This is a genomic window from Pseudonocardia sp. ICBG1142 (assembly GCF_020496255.1).
In the GTDB taxonomy this organism is placed as follows: Bacteria; Actinomycetota; Actinomycetes; order Mycobacteriales; family Pseudonocardiaceae; genus Pseudonocardia.
Window position 1 is genome coordinate 71,154 of record NZ_JAHLJC010000006.1, and the last position, 18,523, is coordinate 89,676.

The following is an 18,523-nucleotide window of genomic DNA, read 5'->3' on the forward strand; positions in this document are numbered from 1 at the left end:
GTGGTGTGGCGCACGGATCCCCCTCGGCCGGCACGGTGTGTGCCGTGTCACCGAGCGTGTCGGAGCCCGTAGCCGGTCTCATCGGGGACCACCCCGAACCCGGGCCGGGGTAGCCGATCCGGGACCCCGGGAGTGTCGATCCGGACGAACCCCGGACATGCGTGATCCCCGGGCCGCACCGGGAGTGCGTCGACCGAACCGGACAGCGTTCGGACCCGGGGATCACGGGTGACCGTCGGGAACTCGCCGGCACCACACCGGCTTCCACGACCGCCTCTCCGACGGGTTCTCCCCGCCGGAGCAGAACGTGGTGCTAGCTGACGGCCACCTCACGTGTCCTGCTGTAGCTCATCTGCTGGACCACCTCCTCTCCCGTGTGCCCACACCGTACGCACGGGGTCCAGCGGCCCGCCACCGCAATTTCAGCGGCTCTCGCGGGCGGTCACGCGCAGCGCCGCGTCCTTGTCCAGGACGCTGCGTTCGAGGTCGGCCTGGAACTCCACCATCGCCTGCCGGAGCCGCTCGTCGCCGGCGCCGAGGATGCGTACCGCGAGCAGCCCGGCGTTGCGCGCGTTGCCGACCGCGACGGTCGCCACCGGCACACCGGCGGGCATCTGGACGATCGACAGCAGCGAGTCCAGACCGTCGAGGTACTTCAGCGGCACGGGCACGCCGATGACCGGCAGCGGCGTCGCGGCGGCGACCATGCCGGGCAGGTGCGCGGCGCCGCCCGCCCCGGCGACGATCGCCTGCAGGCCGCGGTCGGCGGCCGAGGCGGCGTAGTCGAGCATCCGCTGCGGGGTGCGGTGCGCGGAGTAGACGCCCACCTCCCACGGCACGCCGAACTCGTCGAGCGCGGCGCCCGCGGCGCCCATCACCGGCCAGTCGGAGTCGCTGCCCATGATCACGCCCACGCGCGGGGAGCCGGTCTGCGTCATCGAGGTCCTTCCGGGGAGTGCGGGGAGCGGGGATCACCGGTGTGGGCGGACCAGCCGTCCGCCCACGTCGCGGTGGCGAGCCACCCCGCGGCGAGCTCCGCGCGGGTGCGCACGTCGCTCTCGTCGCGACCGAGGATCGTCACGTGGCCGATCTTGCGCGCCGGGCGGCCGTCCTTCGCGTAGAGGTGCACCTTCGCCTCGGGGAAGCGCGCGAAGCAGTGGTGCAGCCGCTCGTCCATATCCATCGCGGGCTCCTGCGCCGCGCCGAGCACGTTCGCCATCACCGCGACCGGGGCGACCGGGGCGGTCGAGCCGAGCGGGTAGTCCAGCACCGCGCGCAGGTGCTGCTCGAACTGCGAGGTGACCGAGCCCTCGATCGTCCAGTGACCCGAGTTGTGCGGGCGCATCGCCAGCTCGTTCACGACGACCTCGCCGGGCGCGGTCTCGAACAGCTCGACCGTCATCAGCCCGACGACGCCGAGCTCGGCCGCGATCCGCAGTGCCAGCTCCTGGATCCGCGCGGCGTGGTCCGGGTCGAGCCCGGGGGCGGGCGAGGTGACCCGAGCGCACTGGCCGTCGACCTGCAGGGTCTCGACGACCGGCCACGCGGCGGCCTGGCCGAAGGGCGAGCGGGCGACGCTCGCGGCCAGCTCCCGGGTCATCGGGACCGCCGACTCGACGAGCAGCGGGGTGCCGGCGTCGAGCAGGTCGGCGACCAGCCGCTCGGTGTCGTCGCCACCGGCGCGCAGGAACCAGACCCCGCGGCCGTCGTAGCCGCCGCGGGTGGCCTTGAGCACGACCGGCCAGCCGTGCTCGGCCCCGAAGGCGGCGACGTCGCCGGGCGCGGCCACCTCGGCGAACGCCGGCACTGGCAGGCCCATCTCCGACAGCCGTCGGCGCATCACCAGCTTGTCCTGCGCGTGCACCAGCGCCGAGGGCGGCGGCCGCAGCGGCACCCCGGCCTCGGCGAGCGGGACCAGCACCTCCTGCGGGACGCCCTCGTGGTCGAACGTGACGGCCGAACAGCCCGTCGCGAGCTCCCGCAGCGCGGCGGCGTCGTCGGGGTCGCCGAGGACCACGTCCGGCGTCACCCGGGCCGCCGGGTCGGTCGGCGACGCGGCCAGCACCCGCAGCGTCTGCCCCAGCGCGACGGCGGCCTGGGCGGTCATCCGGGCCAGCTGGCCACCGCCGACCATGCCGACGACGGGCAGGGCGGTCTTCTGCGCGTCAACCCTCTCCACGAGACCGGGAGCCTAATCTGGCACGATCGATCCCGTGACGGTGGTGGAGGCGACGCTCGCCAGGATCCCCCAGCCGTACCGCGACAAGGCGATCAAACACCGTGAGCTGATCAAGTTCCTGATGGTCGGCGGCAGCACCTGGGTCATCGACACGGTGGTGTTCCTGGTGCTGAAGGCCACGGTGCTGGCCGACAAGCCGGTGACCGCCAAGGTGATCGCGGTGCTGGTGGCGACGATGGTGTCCTACGTGCTGAACCGCGAATGGTCCTTCCGGACCCGCGGCGGGCGGGAGCGGCACCACGAGGCCCTGCTGTTCTTCGTGATCAGCGGGATCGGGGTCGCGGTGTACTCGGCACCGCTGTGGGTCTCGCGCTACGTCTTCGAGCTGCAGGTGCCGTTCGTCTCGCTGGTCGCCCAGGAGTCCGCGGACTTCGTGGCCGGGCAGATCGTCGGCACCCTGGTCGGGATGGCCTTCCGCTGGTGGGCCTTCCGTCGGTTCGTGTGGCCGGACCAGTTCGTGCGGCGTCAGCCCCCGCCCGCCCCGGTGGACCAGGAGCCGCGCCCCTAACGGGGTCCGGTCCGGTCCGGGACCGGCGCGGCGGCGGCGACGTCGTCGGTGCGCGCCGCGGGCAGGTAGAGCCGGAACACCGGCGGCCGAGCCCGCGACAGCTCCAGCCGCCCGCCGTCGGCCTCGACCAGCGTCCGGGCCAGCGCGAGCCCCAGACCGGTCGAGGACTGCGCGGAGATGCCGCGGTCGAACACGTGCGGGACCAGGTCCTCCGGGACCCCCGGGCCGGTGTCGGACACCTCGACCAGCAGCGCGTTCTCGCCCTCCCGGGCCGCGATCGTGACGGTGCCCTCGCCGTGCTGCAGGGCGTTGTCGACCAGCACCCCGATCGCCTCGCGCAGCCGGGCCGCGGTGACCCGCGCGAGGAGCCCCTCGGGCACCCGCACCCGGAGCGACCGGCCGGCCGCGGTGAGCGGACCGCGCCACTCCCGCTCGGCGTCGGCGACGGCCTCGGCCAGGTCGACCGGCTCGGCCCCGACCGCCCGTGCGGCGCGGGCGGACTCCAGCAGGTCGTCGAGGACGGCGGTGAGCCGCTCGGTCTGCTCCAGTGCCGCGTTGGCCTCGCGGCGGGCGTCCGGGTCGGGGTGGCAGGCCAGCTCGTCGAGGCGCAGCTGCAGCGCGGTGATCCGGCTGCGCAGCTGGTGGGACACGTCCCCGACCAGCGACCGTTCGCGGTGCAGCAGCTGGGACAGCGCGGTCGCCGAGGAGTCCAGCACCTCCGAGACCCGGTCGAGCTCGGCGATGTCGTAGCGGGCCGGGGACCGGCGGAAGTCGCCCGCCCCGAGGCGGGCGGCACGGGCCGCGAGGTCACGCAGCGGGTCGGACAGCCGGCGGGCGGTGTACACCGCGACCCCGGTGCCGACGGTGACGGAGAACCCGACCAGCAGCACGACGACCGCCACCACCTGGGTCTGCTGGGAGCGCATCACCGAGGTCGGCTGGGACAGCTCCATGATCCCGCCGGGCCCGAACGGCAGCGACTCGGTCACCGGCTCGTCGACCCGGTCCACGCCGTAGACGATCGGGGCGGAGTCCGGCGGCACGACGACCAGCCGCGAGTTCGGCGGGATCGCCGCCTCCACCAGCTGTTGCGACTGCGGCCCGGTGCCGTACTCCTCGACGGTCTCGGTGACCTGCTCCAGGCGCTGGGTCAGCTCGGCACGGGTGAAGTCCTCGACGAGCTGCCAGGTCGCGAGCGCGAGCGGACCGCCCAGGAACAGCGCGGTCAGCGCCACCGTCAGCAGGGTGGAGATCAGGATCCGGCGGCGCACGGCGACCTCAGTCCGAGTTGTACCGGAAGCCGACGCCCCGGACGGTGGCGATCCGCTTCTCGCCGCCGATCTTGCGGCGCAGCCACGACATGTGCATGTCCAGCGTCTTCGACGACTTCATGTCCGCGTCGCCCCAGACCGCGTGCAGGATCTCCTCACGCGTCACGACCTGACCGGCGTGGATCATCAGCACCCGCAGCAGCTCGAACTCCTTGTTGGCCAGCGAGACCTCCTCGCCGTCGAGCAGGACACGGCGGCCGGACAGCTCCATCCGCAGCCCGTCCACCTCGACGACGTCCTGGGTGCGGCGGCGCAGCAGCGCCCGCACCCGGGCCAGCAGCTCGGCCAGCCGGAACGGCTTGGACACGTAGTCGTCGGCGCCGGCGTCGAGCCCCACGACGAAGTCGACCTCGTCGGTGCGGGCGGTGAGCATGAGGACCGGCAGGTCCGGCAGGGTCGCGCGGACCCGCCGGCAGACCTCCAGGCCGTCCATCCCGGGCAGCCCGAGGTCGAGCACGAGCAGGTCGACCTGGGCACGCGTGACGCGGTCGACGGCGCCCACGCCGTCGGCGACGACGTCGACGTCGTACCCCTCGCGCTGCAGGGCCCGCGACAGCGGCTCGGCGATCGCCGCGTCGTCCTCGGCCAGAACCACTGTGGTCATTTCACCGAGCATAGGGCTCCGGGCCCCGGGCACGGTGGCGGTGCGAGCTGGCATGCTCGCCCAACGTGAACCCCGAGCGATGCGTGCCCGCCGAACCCGGTGACCTGGATCTCGCCCTGCGCCTGGCGGACCTCGCCGACGCGATCACGCTGCCCCGGTTCCGGGCCGCCGACCTGCGGGTGGAGCGCAAGCCGGACCGCACCCCGGTGACCGACGCGGACACCGCCGCCGAGGACGCGATCCGGGCCGCGCTGGGTCACGAGCGCCCGGGCGACGCGATCCTCGGCGAGGAGCGCGGCGGGTCCACCGACACCGCGCACGGCCGCGGCTGGGTGATCGACCCGATCGACGGGACGAAGAACTTCTCCCGCGGGGTGCCCGCGTGGGCGACCCTGATCGCGCTCGTCGTCGACGGCGTGCCGACGGTGGGTGTGGTGAGCGCGCCGGCGCTGCACCGCCGCTGGTGGGGCTCGGCGGGGGCCGGGGCCTGGGCGCGCGACCTGCCGTCGGGGACGCCGAAGCGGATCGCGGTGTCGGGGGTGGCCGACGTCGCCGACGCCTACGTGTCGACCACCAACACCGAGACCTTCCGCACCGACCCGTCCCCGGCGTCGCGGGAGGGTTGGATCGCGCTGACCGAGGCCTGCTGGGAGTCCCGTGCGTTCGGGGACTTCTGGCAGCACGTGCTCGTCGCCGAGGGGGTCGTCGACGTCGCGGTCGAGCCCGCGGCGAACCCGTGGGACCTGGCCGCGCCGGCGGCCGTCGTCGCCGAGGCCGGCGGGCGGCTGACCGACCTGGCCGGGAACCCGACCTGGTCCGGCGGGCACGGCCTGACCAGCAACGGGCTGCTGCACGACGCGGTGCTGGGAGTGCTGCGCGGCTGAGCCCGAGCGGGTGCCCGCGGTCAGGCCGACAGCGCCGTGACCACCCGCGACGGCGACGGCCGGCCCAGGTGCCCGGCCATCCACACGCTGGTGTCGACCAGCTTCGCCAGGTCGGCACCGTGGTCGATGCCGAGCCCGTCGAGCATCCACACCAGGTCCTCGGTGGCGAGGTTGCCGGTCGCGGACCCGGCGTAGGGGCAGCCGCCCAGGCCGCCCGCGCTGGCGTCGACGGTGGTCACGCCGTGCCGCAGCGCGGCGAGGGTGTTGGCCAGCGCCTGGCCGTAGGTGTCGTGGAAGTGCACCGCGAGCCGTTCAACGCCGACCCCGCGGGCGATGCAGGCGTCGAGCACCGCGCCGACGTGCGCCGGGGTGGCGACGCCGATCGTGTCGCCGAGGGAGAGCTGGTCGCAGCCCATCTCCATCAGCCGGGCCCCGACGGCGGCGGCCTGGTCCGGGTCGACGCCGCCCTCCCACGGGTCGCCGAACACCATCGACACGTAGGCGCGCACCCGCAGGCCCTCGCGCACCGCGCGGGTGACGGTGGGCTCGAACATCGCGAACTGCTCGTCGAGCGTGCGGTTGAGGTTGCGCTTCGCGAACGTCTCGGTGGCCGAGGCGAACACCGCGACGTGGTCGCAGCCCGCCTCGATCGCACGGTCCAGGCCGCGCTCGTTCGGGGTGAGCACCGGGTAGTCGAGGCCGGCGCGGCGGTCGAGCACGGCCAGCAGGTCGGCGGCGTCGGCGAGCTGGGGCACCCACCTCGGGTGCACGAAGCTGGTCGCCTCCAGCGTGCGCAGGCCCGCGTCGGCGAGCCGGTCGAGGAACTCGGCCTTCACCGCGACCGGGAGGACGGTCTTCTCGTTCTGCAGCCCGTCGCGGGGGCCGACCTCGTAGATCTCGACGCGTTCCGGGAGCGCGGGGTCGCGCACCGTCGTGGGTAGACCGTTGCTCACAGGGACGCCCTCTCTCGCTGCGGTGCGGGAGCCTCCATCCTGCCCCGCACGGCCGCGTCGGCGTGAGCGCGGCGGGCCGTGTGCTCGCTCGCCTTCTCGTGGCTGCGGCGCCGCTCGGCGAGCAGGCCGATCTCGCGGTGCAGCCGGGCCTGGACCCGTTCCACGCCCGCGACGTCGGTGAACCGCAGCCGCTCCCCGGCGACGTCGAGCAGCAGGGTGCCGTGGCCGAACAGCCGCCCCGCGGCGCCGGTCCGGACGCGGACCGAGTCGATGCGGTCGATGGGCACGTCGAGACCGTCGCGGACGAGCAGCCCCTCCCGGACGAGGAACCGCCGGTCGGTGACGACCAGCAGGGTGGCGCGCCAGCGCGCGATCGGCAGCAGCGTCCAGCGCACCGCGACGAGCGCGGCGAGCACCCCGAGCACGAGCCAGGCCCACGGTGCCCACGGCTGCAGCCGGACGACGGCGGCGCCGAACCCGGCGGCGGCGCTCACCCCGACCAGCACCGCGGCCGGGCGCAGACCCAGCCGCCAGTGCGGGTGCCCGAGCAGCACGACGCGCTCACCCTCGTCGAGAACCCGGTCCAGTGCCCGGTCCAGAGCGCTGTCGGGGGACGCCATGTCCCCCACGGTAGGACGAAGGGGGCCCGCCGCCACCGCGACGCGCGGGGGCTGCGTCGCAGGTCAGCGCAGCGGGTGACTCAGGGTTGGTCGGCCGCGCGCAGATGGACGATGTCCCCGGCCGCCACCGCGACGCGGGCTCCGCCGTCCGGGTGGACCAGCAGCCGGCCCTGCGGGTCGACGTCCTCGGCCGTCCCGATGAGGTGGTCCCCGGCCGGGCGTTCCACCCGGACCCGCGAGCCGAGGCTGGCGCAGGCCGACCGGTAGTCGCGGCGCAGGCCGCAGGCGTCGGCGTCGCCGTGGGCGTCCCGCCACTGCGCCTCGCGCCGGTACAGGTGCCCCAGCAACACGGTCGCGGTCTCGGCGCGGGTCGCGGTGAACCCGTGCGCGGCCAGCGAGGTCGCGCCCCACGGCAGGTCGGTGGCCGGGGTGGAGACGTTGAGCCCGATGCCCAGCACGATCCCCGGGCCGCCGCCGGAGACCGCGGTCATCTCGGCGAGGATCCCCGCGGCCTTGCCCCGCGTCGTCCCGACGAGCAGGTCGTTGGGCCACTTCAGGGCCACCGGCACGTCCGGGGCGAGCTCGGTGATCGCGTCGGCGAGCGCGACGCCCGCGAGCATCGGCAGCCAGCCCAGCCGGTCGGCGGGCACGCCCTCCGGGCGCCACAGCACCGACAGCGTCAGCGCCGCCCCGGGCCGCGAGAGCCAGGTACGGTCGAGGCGGCCGCGGCCGCGCACCTGGTCCTCGGCGATCAGCACCGAGCGGTCCGGGGCACCGCGCACGGCCTCGGCCAGCAGGTCGGCGTTGGTGGATCCGGTGGAGGCGACGACGTCGAGCGCCGTCCAGCCCCCGGCGGGACGGAGCACGGCAGTCCGCAGGGCGTACGGGTCCAGCGGGTCCCCGTCACCGTGATTCGTCCCGATCGTCATCACCGCGCACCGTAACGGCACCGCGACCCGCCGGGGACCGCGGAGGGTGCACGGATCGGTAACGCTGTCCGGGGACGGCCACCCGGTCGGCTGCGTCGGACGTCACGCCCGGACCGACGCTACTTGCGGGTTAGGCTCCGATCTCATGAGCGCCGCAACGGAGCCGATGGCGACCCCGGAAGACGGAAGCGCCGAGCCGGACGTCCACACCACGGCCGGCAAACTCGCCGACCTCTACCAGCGTTTCGAGGACGCGGTCCACGCCGGTTCGGCGTCCGCGGTCGAGAAGCAGCACGCGAAGGGGCGCCAGACCGCCCGTGAGCGGATCGACCAGCTGCTCGACCCCGGCTCCTTCGTCGAGCTGGACGCCCTGACCCGGCACCGGTCCACGAACTTCGGGATGGAGGCCAAGCGCCCGTTCGGCGACGGCGTCGTGACCGGCACCGGCACCATCGACGGCCGCCCGGTCGCGGTGTTCTCCCAGGACGCGACCGTCTTCGGCGGGGCGCTGGGCGAGGTCTACGGCGAGAAGATCGTCAAGGTCATGGACGTGGCCGCGAAGATCGGCTGCCCGGTCGTCGGCATCAACGACGGCGGCGGCGCCCGCATCCAGGAGGGCGTGGTCGCCCTCGGCCTCTACGGCGAGATCTTCACCCGCAACGTGTCGAGCTCCGGTGTGATCCCGCAGATCTCGCTGATCATGGGTCCGTGCGCGGGCGGCGCGGTGTACTCCCCCGCGATCACCGACTTCACGGTCATGGTCGACGAGACCAGCCACATGTTCATCACCGGCCCGGACGTCATCAAGACCGTCACCGGTGAGGACGTCGACATGGAGGAGCTCGGCGGCGGCCGGGCCCACAACACCAAGTCCGGGGTGGCCCACTACCTGGCCGGCGACGAGGCCGACGCGCTCGACTACGTCAAGCAGCTGCTGAGCTTCCTGCCGTCGAACAACCTGTCCGAGCCGCCGTCGTTCCCGGCGAGCGAGCCCGTCGAGGGGTCGATCGAGGACGGCATCATCGACTCCGACCGCGAGCTCGACACCCTCATCCCGGACTCGGCGAACACCCCGTACGACATCCGCGAGGTCATCAACCGGGTCGTCGACGACGAGGACTTCCTCGAGGTCCAGGAGCTCTGGGCGCCGAACATCGTGATCGGGTACGCCCGCGTCGAGGGCCGCAGCGTCGGCATCGTCGCGAACCAGCCGACCCAGTTCGCCGGCTGCCTCGACATCGACGCCTCGGAGAAGGCCGCGCGGTTCGTGCGGACCTGCGACGCGTTCAACATCCCGGTCCTGACCTTCGTCGACGTGCCGGGCTTCCTGCCGGGCACCGAGCAGGAGTGGAACGGCATCATCCGCCGCGGCGCGAAGCTGATCTACGCCTACGCCGAGGCGACCGTCCCCAAGGTCACCGTGATCACCCGCAAGGCCTACGGCGGCGCCTACGACGTCATGGGCTCCAAGCACCTCGGCGCCGACGTCAACATCGCCTGGCCGACCGCGCAGATCGCGGTCACCGGCGCGCAGGGCGCGGTGTCGATCCTCTACCGCAAGGAGCTCAAGGGCCTGGAGGGCGACGAGCTCGCCGCCAAGCGCGCGGAGCTGCAGCAGGACTACGAGGACACCCTCTGCAACCCCTACATCGCCGCCGACCGGGGCTACATCGACGCGGTCGTGCCGCCGTCGCACACCCGCGGCTACGTCGGCCGGGCGCTGCGGATGCTGTCCACCAAGCGGCAGCAGGGCCCGACCCGCAAGCACGGGAACATCCCGCTCTGATGGGCGAGCCGCAGGAGACGCAGGAGTCGGCCGAGGCCACCCCGGAGGAGCGCCGCGCGCTGTTCCGGGTCGTACGGGGCACCCCGGACGCCCGCGAGCTCGCCGCGCTGACCGCCGTGGTCGCCGCGGCGGCGAGCGTCGGTGGGCCGCCCGACCCGCCGCGGACGCCGGACCTGTGGTCGCACCCCGCGGCCCAGCTCCGCGCCCCGCTGCACGCGGGCCCCGGCGCGTGGCGCGCCTCCGGCCTCCCCCGCTGACCCACCTACGCACCACCGGCCGACGCCCGGTCCCGGCACACCACGGTGCCCGGGGCCGGGCGCGGTCCACCCGGGGGTGGAGGGCGCGCGTCCACCCGGGATCGACCCCGGCGCCGACGCGACGACCGGCCCCGCGGAGAGATCGTTCTCCCCATGGACGCCACCTCCCTCGTCATCACGGTCGCGATCGTCGGCCTGGTCCTCTACAAGCAGTTCCGCGGGCAGTTCGTCGGCGGATCACGGGACATGAAGCTCCCGCTCATCGTGATCGGCATCGGGGTGCTCACGCTCGCCCAGGCCCGTCCGGAGGTCACCGCGGCCGGGCTGGCGCTGCTCGCCGCCGAGCTGGTGCTGACGGCCGGGCTCGGGGTGCTGCGCGGGTACGCCTTCCGCCTCGGCACCCGCGACGGCTGGGCCTACCGCAGCGGCTCGGCCGCGTTGCTGGTCGCCTGGGTGCTGACCATCGGGGTGCGGGTCGGTGCCGGGGTGCTCGGCGGGGCCGTCGGCGCCGGGCTGCTGCTCTCGACGTCGTCGGCGCTGGTCTTCGGCGGGAGCCTGCTGGTCCAGAGCCTGGTCCTGCGCCACCGGGTGGACGCGGCCGGGCTGCCGGTCCGGCCGGCCGAGCCGCGCCGTGCCCGCACGGTGGCCTGACCGGCCCGCCCGGCCCGGCTGCTGTGTCAGAGTGAAACAGTGAGCACGCCCACCGCCCACGCGGCCCGTCGCGTCGAGGCCGACCGGTCGCCGCTGTTCGGGGTCCCCCGACGGCTGCTGTCACTGGTGTGGTTGCCGATCGTGCTGTTCCTGCTGTATTGGTCGCCGGGCCAGCAGGTCTCGCCGCCCTGGCTCTACGCCGGGCTCGTCCCGGCCGTCGCCGGGTGGGTGGCCTTCGCCCTCTACCGGGACATGCCGCCGGTCGCGACGGTGCTGACCAGCGTCGCGCTCGGCGGAGGCGGGATCGCCCTGATGGCCGGGTCCGACGGCTGGACCACCTCGGCGGCCTTCCCGATGCTGGCGGTGTTCGTGGCCGCGCTGCGGCTGCCCTACCGGGCCGCGCTGTTCGTCGACGTGCCGCTCATCGCCGCCACCACGATCGCCGTCGGTCCCTACGACTCCCTCTGGGAAGCGCTGCTGGTGGTCTCCGCGCTGACCGCGATGGTGCTGTTCGGGCTCGGCCGCCGCGACTCGGCCCGGCGCGTCGAGGAGCACGAGCAGGCGCTCGTCGCCGACGCGAGGGCCCGCGAGGAGCACGCCCGCGCCGAGGCCATCGCCGACCGCGCCCGGGTCGCCCGCGACGTCCACGACGTGCTGGCGCACTCGCTGTCCGCGCTGGCCGTCCAGCTCCAGGGCGCCCGGCTGATGGCGCTGCGCGACGGCGCGGCGCCGGACACGATCGCCCAGATCGAACGGGCCCAGCGGCTCGCCTCCGACGGGATCACCGAGGCCCGTCGCGCCGTGCGGGCGCTGCGCGAGGGACCGACGCCGGTCGACGTCGCCGAGGAGCTGCGCGAGCTCGGCCGGGCGCACCCGGACGCGACCGTCGAGGTCGCCGAGGGGCTGCGGCTCGGCGCGCGGGAGGGCGAGACCGTGCTGCGCACCGCGCAGGAGGCGCTGTCCAACGCCCGCAAGCACGCCCCCGGCGCCCCCGTGACGGTGCACCTGCGCCGCGACGGCGACGGCGCCGAGCTGGAGGTCGTCGACGTCGCCGGGGTGCCGCCGGCGCCCGGTGACGGCGAGGGCTCCGGGCTGACCGGAATGGCCGAGCGGGCGGCACTCGTCGGCGCCGAGCTGCAGACCGGCCCCACCCCCGACGGCTGGCGGGTCCGGCTCCGGCTGCCCGCCCGTTCCCCGGACCGCGAGAGGATCACGACGTGAGCGACCTGCGGGTGGTACTGGCAGACGACCAGCGGATCGTGCGCGACGGCCTCGCCACCGTCCTGGGCCTGCTCGACGGCATCGAGGTCGTCGGCACCGCCTCGGGCGGCGACGAGGCTGGCTTCACTGCCCTCATAAGGGCGGGGTCGTGTGGGATGCTGATCATGCTGCCGCGATCAACATCCTGGATCGAGACGGAGACCCCGACATCTCCCTGTGGACCCCGCACACGCAGGTGAAACAGATCATCCAGGAACGAGATCGTCACCGGTCCAGACTGCCGGACCAGGACTCCAGCACCGCTGGCTACTGCAGGTGCGGAGAGCGAAACATCCGTCCTGATCAACAATGATCAATGAACAGGAAGCAGAGAAGTTGGCGATGCTCCCCACCAAAGGCCGCGCACCGAAAACCGGGTACAGTCGTGAAGCGTTCGGTCAGCGTTGGGCCGACACGGACGGGAACGGCTGCGACCAGCGCAACGACATCCTCGCGCGCGACCTGAAGAACGTCGTGTACCGGCCGGGTGGGGCGCAGTGTGTGGTGGACTCGGGAGTGCTCGATCCGGACCCCTACACCGGGAAGGTCGTCGAGTTTAAACGGGGCTCGGACACCTCAGCGGCGGTCCAGATCGATCATGTGGTGTCCTTGTCGGACGCGTGGCAGAGCGGTGCCCAGCAGCTCGATGAGGCTGCTCGTGAAAGACTCGCCAACGACCCGGACAATCTCCTCGCGGTGGACGGGCCGACCAACGCTGACAAGGGCGACGGTGACGCAGCAACCTGGTTACCACCGCAGAAGTCCACGTGGTGTGACTACGGAACGAGGCAGGTCATGGTCAAGGAACGCTACCGGCTCTGGGTCAAGCCAGCGGAACGTGCCGCTTTGACTAAGCTCCTCGACACCTGTCCGACGACTTAAAAGGATCGAGCCCCCCCCCGTTTTCGCTGTTGACCCGGCGGAGGAGGGCTCGGTGCAACCCGAAGCTCGAAGGGAGCTTCAACATGACCCGGACCGTCTGAAAGGAACCCGACTCATGCAACGGAAGCCCCGAAGAGAAGAGAGGAACTCCGAGGCTTATTCAGGCCCCGTGAAATAACGATCTAGCCCGGCGTGTCGGGTTGGGCGACAGCCCGTCCATCGCGAATATTGGTTTGCCGAATCAATCCGAGATGAACGGGCTGCCGCAGTATGTACTATACCACTGGTTTCCGGCGTGATGAAATTCAGGATCTTGTCGCTATAGTGTATGAGCAGGATCAGCGGGACGCGACGGAGGCACGTTTGTCTTGGCCGCCGGTTCTGGGGTTGTTCTGGTCGGTGGTGATCACGTTGGCGTATCTGCGCGGGAATCGTGTGCAGTGGGAGTTGGCGGAAACCTATGGGGTGTCGCAGTCGACGGTTAGTCGAGCGATCGCGGGGGTGACACCGTTGCTGGCACAGGCGCTGCGGAGTGTCGTTCCGACGGCAGAGGAGCTTCGTGCCGATCGGCAGTACATCATCGATGGAACCTTGCTGCCCTGCTGGTCATGGGCCGCGGTGCCGGGTCTGTGGTCGGGCAAGCATCGCACCACCGGCGTCGTCGTCCAGGTCGCAGCCACCCTGGAAGGGCAGCTGTCGTGGATCTCCGACCCGACCCCAGGCTCCCGACACGACCTATATTGCCTCGACCAATCCGGCGCCCTCGACCACCTCGCCACATCCCCCCCGATCGGCGATAAAGGATACATCGGGCGCGGCATGCTCACCCCGTTCAAAAAACCACCCGGCCGGGAACTTCTCGACTGGCAAAAAACATTCAACAAGAGCCTCAACCACACACGCGCCACCATCGAACGAGTCATCGCCCATATCAAAACGTGGAAAGTTCTCCACACAGACTACCGGCGGCCCTACGCCACATTTAAAACGACAATCTCGGCAGTCATCGGACTCATCTTCTACACACTTACCTGACGGAGCCTGAATAAGCCTCTCCGTACGTGCAAGAGTACATGCTCAGTCTTGACGAAGGGAACCGCCCGGTAGGCGGATCCTGTGCTGGTCGACCAATGACGGCTGTGACCTGCGGTGTTCCTGGTTGCGCTGGATCGGAGCGATGAGCGCGGCGGCGTTTGACTCGGGGGCGTCGGCCAGTGATGAGGCGGCTGATGTCCCCCGGGCGTCTCCAGGGCCCCGGCAAAGTCGCTAGATGATCTTGTAGGTGGTCAGTGGTCGATGGGGGTCGCGGGCGTGGTGGCGGAGTGCTGCGGCGATGTTGCTGACGCCGTGCAGGCGTAGCGCGGTGATCGCGAGGTTCCGCAACGCCGACATGACCTGCGGGGCGTGACCGGTGTGGGCGGTGGCGCGGTCTTCGTCGAAGCAGACATCACGGACCCAGTGCAGGCGATTCTCGATCGACCAGTGCCCACGGATCCAGCGGGCGAGCAGTCCTGGATCGGCGTCGGTGCTGGTCAGGCTGGTGATCGCGTAGGCGGTCTCGGTTCTCCACTTCCCGCCAGGCCGCAGTGGGCGACGCCGGCGCACCAGCTTGATCGCCTGGGATGCGTGGGGGAAGAACTCTGCGCCCAGGTCGGGACAGGGGTGCAGGCTGACCACGCTGATCGTGCGGGTCTCGACGCGGCCGTGCCCACGCCCGCGTTGACGATCAGCGACGCCGATCTGGGTCCAGGGCAGCGCCCGTACCCGTGCCAGCAGCGTGGGCTGGTTCGCTTTGATCGTCATCAGGTAGTGCCCGCCGCGGCGGTGTAGGTAGTCGGCGTGGGCTCGCTGGGTGTGCAGAGCGTCCGCGGTGACCAGTACATCGTCGAGGTCGAGGGGGTCGAGCAGCGCGGTGAACGCGGTGATCTCGCTGCCCTTCTCTGCGACCTGAACCTGGCCGAGCACGCCACCGCTGGTCTGGTCGAGCACCGACACCAGATGCGGGAGCCAGACCCTGCCGTCGGCGGCACGGACGCGGGCGCCGCGCAGGGTCTTGCCGTCCAAGGCCAGCACGCGACGCTGTTCTCGCCGGGGTGTGCCCTCCGCCGCCGGCTGGGCGCTGAGCTGGGGCAACACCCAGGACTGCAACGCCGCCTCCAGCGCCGAGGCGTCGACCCGTTGCAGGACCCGGCGGATGGTCGACTCGTGCGGAGCGACCGCGCCCACCCCGAGCACGTCCAGCACGGCGCGGCCGACGTCATGGGCGTACTCGGCGATCGCGGTGAACGACCGGGCCCCCGCCAACACCGCGCACGCCCCCAGTAGCAACACCGCGAGGACACCGTGGCGGACACCGCGTGGTTTCCGCGGGTCCGGCACTCGCGACAGGGCCTCCACCAGCGACAACCCCGCCGCCTCACCGACCGGCGCGGCTCTCCCCGCGTCAGGACCGACCTCCAGGCCTTCCAGAGCAGCAACGATCGGAGACACTGACACTGCGGACACAGGCTTCCTGACGTGAGCAAGGATTCGACACCCTCATGATCACGCCAAGCCTGTGTCCGCACCCACCCCCACCCCCCACATCACCGCAGCTCAGGACCCACCCATCACGACTTTGCCGGGGCCCTGCGGGCGTCTCTGGGGCGGTTCATCGCGGCGCTGGAGCGCGCGGGAGTCTGGCACCGGGTCCGAGGGGACGAGGTGTCGTTCCGGTGCCCGTTGCCGGATCACGATGATTCGAACGCGTCGGCGGGAGCTCGCTGGTTGGCTGCGGACGGGCGCCACCCGGTGGGCCGTATTGCGATGCGGTGTCGCGCGTGTGGTCAGGGGCGGAACTCTGAGTTGTTGAGTGTGCTCGGGCTGGCCCTGGTGGATTTGTTCGATGACAAGCCCCGCCGCCCCGCCCCTGCTTCTCCGCGGGTGACAAGGCAGCCTGGCTCCTCGGGCGGGAGGCCCCGCGATGAGGGCCCCCGTTCAGCCGAGGGAGGCGCCGCCGCCGCCGGCGCGTGGACCGGCGAGGGTGACGAAGTACGGGTTCGAGGATGAGTCAGGACGGGTTGTTGCTCGGCTGATTCGGTTCGATCCGGTCGATGTCTCGTCGGGTGAACGCAAGGGCTTCATGTGGCAGCACCGGAGTGGTGCTGGTGGTGGCTGGGTCTCGGGGAAGCCCCCGGGAGGGGTGTCGTTGTATCGGCTGTCGGCGGTGAAGGCGGCGGTTGCGGCGGGTGCCCGGATCTGGCTGGTGGAAGGTTGTAAGAACGCTGACCAGCTCGGCGCGGTACTTCCGCCGGGGGAGGTGGCGACCACACCCCCGGACGGAGGTGCTTCGTGGCGCGATGAGTACGCCCAGGTCCTGGCGGGGGCAACGGTCACTGTGGTCGCTGACCGAGATGAGCCTGGTTACCGGCATGCTGCTCAGGTGGCGACTTCTCTACGGCGCGCGGGAGTGGTGTTGCGGCTCGTTCGCACGCCGTTGAATGAAGAGCACGGTGACGCTTCAGATCATCTCGACGCAGGTCTAGGGCTAGAAGAGTTCGAAGAGGTCCCGGCGGTGCTGCTGAAGCTGCCTGTCGAGCCTGAGCTGGCTGTCTCCGGCGGTGGAGGAGTCGAGGAGGAGGTCGAGTTGAGCGGTGTTGCTTCGGCCCGCGTAGCGGAATTGGACGAGAAGCGGCAGGATCACGGCTTCGGCCTTGGTGCGGAGAAGAAGCGGAAGCTCTCCGCCGCGCAGGCGTTGCTGAAGCTGGCGTTGGAGCATTGGGAGCCGATCTGCTCTGAGGGGGGCGAGTCGTATCTGATCCCCCGTGAAGGCCCTCGGATCGCGCGTCTGCTCCGAGAGGGCTCTCCCTTGTTCTCGGCCGAACTGGCGGCGCTGTACTACGAGCAGTCCGGGCGGGTCGCTGGTCATTACGCCCTCATTGACTGCTTATTGATCTTGCAGGGGATCGCTGAGCGGGGTCCCCGGGTGCGCTTGCACCGCCGTGTCGCTCGGTACGATGACGGCCTGGTGCTTGATCTGGGCGATGAGACCGGTCGGGCCGTCGTGATCACTTCCGCAGGGTGGGAGGTCCGCTCGGTGTCGCCGGTGCTGTTCTGGCGAACTACTGAGACGGAGGCTCTCCCGGTCCCGGTCCGGGGCGGAGATGTGTCCGAGCTGTGGTCGCTGGTTCATGTTGACCCTGCTGACCGGGGTCTGGCTGAGGCGGAGCTGGTGTTCCGTTACTTCGCTGATGTCTCTCACCCGATCCTGTCGTTGTCGGGTGAGGCGGGTGCGGGGAAGACCACGGCTGCCGTGACCCTGGCGTCGCTCATTGATCCGGCGCCGGTGGTGTCTCAGCCGAAGGACATCCGTGACTGGGCAGTCCGCGTGAGCCAGTCCTACAGCCCGGTACTGGATAACTTGCGTGGGCTGACGGAGTGGCAGTCCGATGCGTTATGCATGGCGGTGACTGGAGGGGAGATCTCGTTCCGCACGCTCCATACGAACCGAGGGGTCACGTCGTTCGGGGGGCAGCAGTGCGTCACTCTGACCTCGGTGGACTTGGGCGCGCAGGCTGCGGACCTGGTCACCCGAATGCTGCCGATCAGACTGAACAGGTTCCGTGGCGGCCGTATCGGCGAAGATGCTCACCGAGAGGCTCGGGAGGAGGCTCTCCCTCGGCTGCTGGGTGCTGTGCTGGACCGGGTATCTGGGGTGCTGAGGGTCCTGCCGCGGGTGCGGTCGATGCCGCTGGACCTGCCGCGGTTGTCAGGGTTCGCCCAGGCGTGTAAGGCGCTTGACGTTCTTGACGTTGATGCTGGTCTTCCGTCGGCGGATCGGTTCGGTGCCTATGCCCGTCTGCTGAACGATCAGGCGGGCGATATTGCTGACGAAGACGAAGTGGCTGCCGCGGTGACGGTATTTATGGCCGACCGGGTCAAGGCAGGTCAAGGGGCTTGGGAAGGACGTCCTTCTGACCTGCATGCAGTGTTGACGCCCGGGGCTTTCCGGTCCCGGTACTGGCCTGCGACGGCCGCGGCGTTCAGCAAGCGTCTGTATGGGGTGCTGGGTCCGCTGCGTGCAGCCGGTATCGAGGTAGTAAGAGGCGAAGGCCGCAGCGCTTCCCGTCGTCAGGTGACCATCCGTTGCATCCCGCAGCCAGGGGTCAGCGATTCCGGAGTCATCGAGATGCCCGCTACTGAGGATGTAGAGCAGCCTTCCCCTGCTGGGGTGTCGTCTCGCCACGAACCTGCCCCGGCCGCGGAGGAACTGCCCCTGATGGGTGCTGACTGCGACACGTGTAAGGGCCCAGGGCCAGTCTGCGGGCAGGTCACGGTTGCCACTGAGGTTTTGCCGTGTGTTCTATGCGGCGCAGCGACGGTGGTGCGTGCCCCATGCGGAACTCCGCGGCACGCACACTGCACGCCACGAGAGGACGATGACGTAACGACCCCGGACCCGCTACCGGTGACCCATGAGGTTGCCGAAGCGGGACCCCGGGGGGCTTCGACTACTCCTGCTGCGCCTGGAACAGCCTCCGGATCGCCGGTTCCCAGGGCCTCGGACACTCCTGCACCGTCACCGTCTGCTGACCGTCGCCGTTCAGGGCGCAGCGACCGCCGGGGACTTCACCTGTATGG

19 protein-coding genes are annotated in these 18,523 nt (G+C 71.3%); 9 read left to right on the forward strand and 10 right to left on the reverse strand.

All coding sequences use genetic code 11. The features are described 5' to 3' along the window. Positions 1 to 422 precede the first annotated feature (422 nt). The gene (gene purE / locus KPL59_RS09565; protein ID WP_020625222.1) at positions 423 to 938 is read right to left on the reverse strand and encodes a 5-(carboxyamino)imidazole ribonucleotide mutase; all 516 of its coding nucleotides are present in this window, start codon (positions 936 to 938) and stop codon (positions 423 to 425) included. Next, positions 935 to 2,179, reverse strand: a complete 1,245-nt coding sequence (locus KPL59_RS09570; protein ID WP_226360597.1) for a 5-(carboxyamino)imidazole ribonucleotide synthase — start codon at positions 2,177 to 2,179, stop codon at positions 935 to 937. Before KPL59_RS09570 ends, purE begins: the two co-directional genes overlap by 4 nt. A gap of 34 nt (positions 2,180 to 2,213) precedes the next feature. On the opposite strand from KPL59_RS09570, the gene KPL59_RS09575 reads away from it, so the two are divergent. Next, positions 2,214 to 2,747: a GtrA family protein gene (locus KPL59_RS09575; RefSeq protein ID WP_020625224.1), complete on the forward strand. Its 534-nt coding sequence runs from the start codon at positions 2,214 to 2,216 to the stop codon at positions 2,745 to 2,747. On the opposite strand, the gene KPL59_RS09580 is transcribed toward KPL59_RS09575, so the two are convergent. Then, the gene (locus KPL59_RS09580; RefSeq protein ID WP_020625225.1) at positions 2,744 to 4,018 is read right to left on the reverse strand and encodes a HAMP domain-containing sensor histidine kinase; all 1,275 of its coding nucleotides are present in this window, start codon (positions 4,016 to 4,018) and stop codon (positions 2,744 to 2,746) included. The genes KPL59_RS09575 and KPL59_RS09580 overlap by 4 nt on opposite strands. Before the next feature lie 7 nt (positions 4,019 to 4,025). Next, entirely contained in the window at positions 4,026 to 4,682 is a 657-nt protein-coding gene (locus KPL59_RS09585; protein ID WP_043279754.1) for a response regulator transcription factor, read from the reverse strand. A gap of 65 nt (positions 4,683 to 4,747) precedes the next feature. On the opposite strand from KPL59_RS09585, the gene KPL59_RS09590 reads away from it, so the two are divergent. Beyond that, positions 4,748 to 5,566, forward strand: coding sequence for an inositol monophosphatase family protein (locus tag KPL59_RS09590; RefSeq protein WP_051050249.1), 819 nt, complete (start codon positions 4,748 to 4,750; stop codon positions 5,564 to 5,566). A 20-nt stretch (positions 5,567 to 5,586) separates the two neighbouring features. On the opposite strand, the gene KPL59_RS09595 is transcribed toward KPL59_RS09590, so the two are convergent. The 3 genes from KPL59_RS09595 to KPL59_RS09605 form a co-directional block, all read right to left on the reverse strand. Then, on the reverse strand, positions 5,587 to 6,519 hold the full coding sequence (locus KPL59_RS09595; RefSeq protein ID WP_075310312.1) for a hydroxymethylglutaryl-CoA lyase: 933 nt from the start codon (positions 6,517 to 6,519) through the stop codon (positions 5,587 to 5,589). Then, positions 6,516 to 7,139 (reverse strand): PH domain-containing protein, encoded by a 624-nt coding sequence (locus KPL59_RS09600; protein ID WP_075310310.1) that lies wholly within the window; start codon positions 7,137 to 7,139, stop codon positions 6,516 to 6,518. Before KPL59_RS09600 ends, KPL59_RS09595 begins: the two co-directional genes overlap by 4 nt. An 80-nt stretch (positions 7,140 to 7,219) precedes the next feature. Further along, entirely contained in the window at positions 7,220 to 8,068 is an 849-nt protein-coding gene (locus KPL59_RS09605) for a biotin--[acetyl-CoA-carboxylase] ligase (protein WP_226360598.1), read from the reverse strand. A gap of 145 nt (positions 8,069 to 8,213) precedes the next feature. Here KPL59_RS09605 and KPL59_RS09610 point away from each other — a divergent pair, with 145 nt between their 5' ends. The 7 genes from KPL59_RS09610 (at position 8,214) to KPL59_RS09640 (ending at position 13,939) form a co-directional block, all read left to right on the forward strand. Continuing rightward, the gene (locus tag KPL59_RS09610; RefSeq protein ID WP_226360599.1) at positions 8,214 to 9,854 is read left to right on the forward strand and encodes an acyl-CoA carboxylase subunit beta; all 1,641 of its coding nucleotides are present in this window, start codon (positions 8,214 to 8,216) and stop codon (positions 9,852 to 9,854) included. Next, complete coding sequence (locus KPL59_RS09615) at positions 9,854 to 10,111, forward strand: acyl-CoA carboxylase epsilon subunit (RefSeq protein ID WP_226360600.1); 258 nt, start codon at positions 9,854 to 9,856, stop codon at positions 10,109 to 10,111. The genes KPL59_RS09610 and KPL59_RS09615 overlap by 1 nt, the downstream gene beginning before the upstream one ends. Positions 10,112 to 10,264: 153 nt before the next feature. Beyond that, positions 10,265 to 10,762: a hypothetical protein gene (locus tag KPL59_RS09620; protein ID WP_226360601.1), complete on the forward strand. Its 498-nt coding sequence runs from the start codon at positions 10,265 to 10,267 to the stop codon at positions 10,760 to 10,762. Between the two features lie 39 nt (positions 10,763 to 10,801). After that, entirely contained in the window at positions 10,802 to 11,983 is a 1,182-nt protein-coding gene (locus KPL59_RS36825) for a histidine kinase (RefSeq protein ID WP_226360602.1), read from the forward strand. After that, entirely contained in the window at positions 11,980 to 12,222 is a 243-nt protein-coding gene (locus tag KPL59_RS37500; RefSeq protein ID WP_374111611.1) for a hypothetical protein, read from the forward strand. Before KPL59_RS36825 ends, KPL59_RS37500 begins: the two co-directional genes overlap by 4 nt. A 109-nt stretch (positions 12,223 to 12,331) precedes the next feature. Then, the gene (locus KPL59_RS09635) at positions 12,332 to 12,904 is read left to right on the forward strand and encodes an HNH endonuclease family protein (protein ID WP_226360603.1); all 573 of its coding nucleotides are present in this window, start codon (positions 12,332 to 12,334) and stop codon (positions 12,902 to 12,904) included. Between the two features lie 270 nt (positions 12,905 to 13,174). Beyond that, the gene (locus KPL59_RS09640; RefSeq protein WP_226360604.1) at positions 13,175 to 13,939 is read left to right on the forward strand and encodes a transposase; all 765 of its coding nucleotides are present in this window, start codon (positions 13,175 to 13,177) and stop codon (positions 13,937 to 13,939) included. Positions 13,940 to 14,170: 231 nt separating this feature from the next. Here the strand turns inward: KPL59_RS09640 and KPL59_RS09645 are convergent, their stop codons facing one another. From KPL59_RS09645 to KPL59_RS09655, 3 genes are all read right to left on the reverse strand, one after another. Then, a complete protein-coding gene (locus KPL59_RS09645; protein ID WP_226351754.1) occupies positions 14,171 to 15,394 on the reverse strand; it encodes an ISAs1 family transposase in 1,224 nt (407 codons plus the stop codon). Positions 15,395 to 16,430: 1,036 nt separating this feature from the next. Then, complete coding sequence (locus KPL59_RS09650) at positions 16,431 to 16,661, reverse strand: hypothetical protein (protein ID WP_226360605.1); 231 nt, start codon at positions 16,659 to 16,661, stop codon at positions 16,431 to 16,433. 990 nt (positions 16,662 to 17,651) lie between these two features. Continuing rightward, entirely contained in the window at positions 17,652 to 17,834 is a 183-nt protein-coding gene (locus KPL59_RS09655; RefSeq protein WP_226360606.1) for a hypothetical protein, read from the reverse strand. Between the last annotated feature and the right edge of the window lie 689 nt (positions 17,835 to 18,523).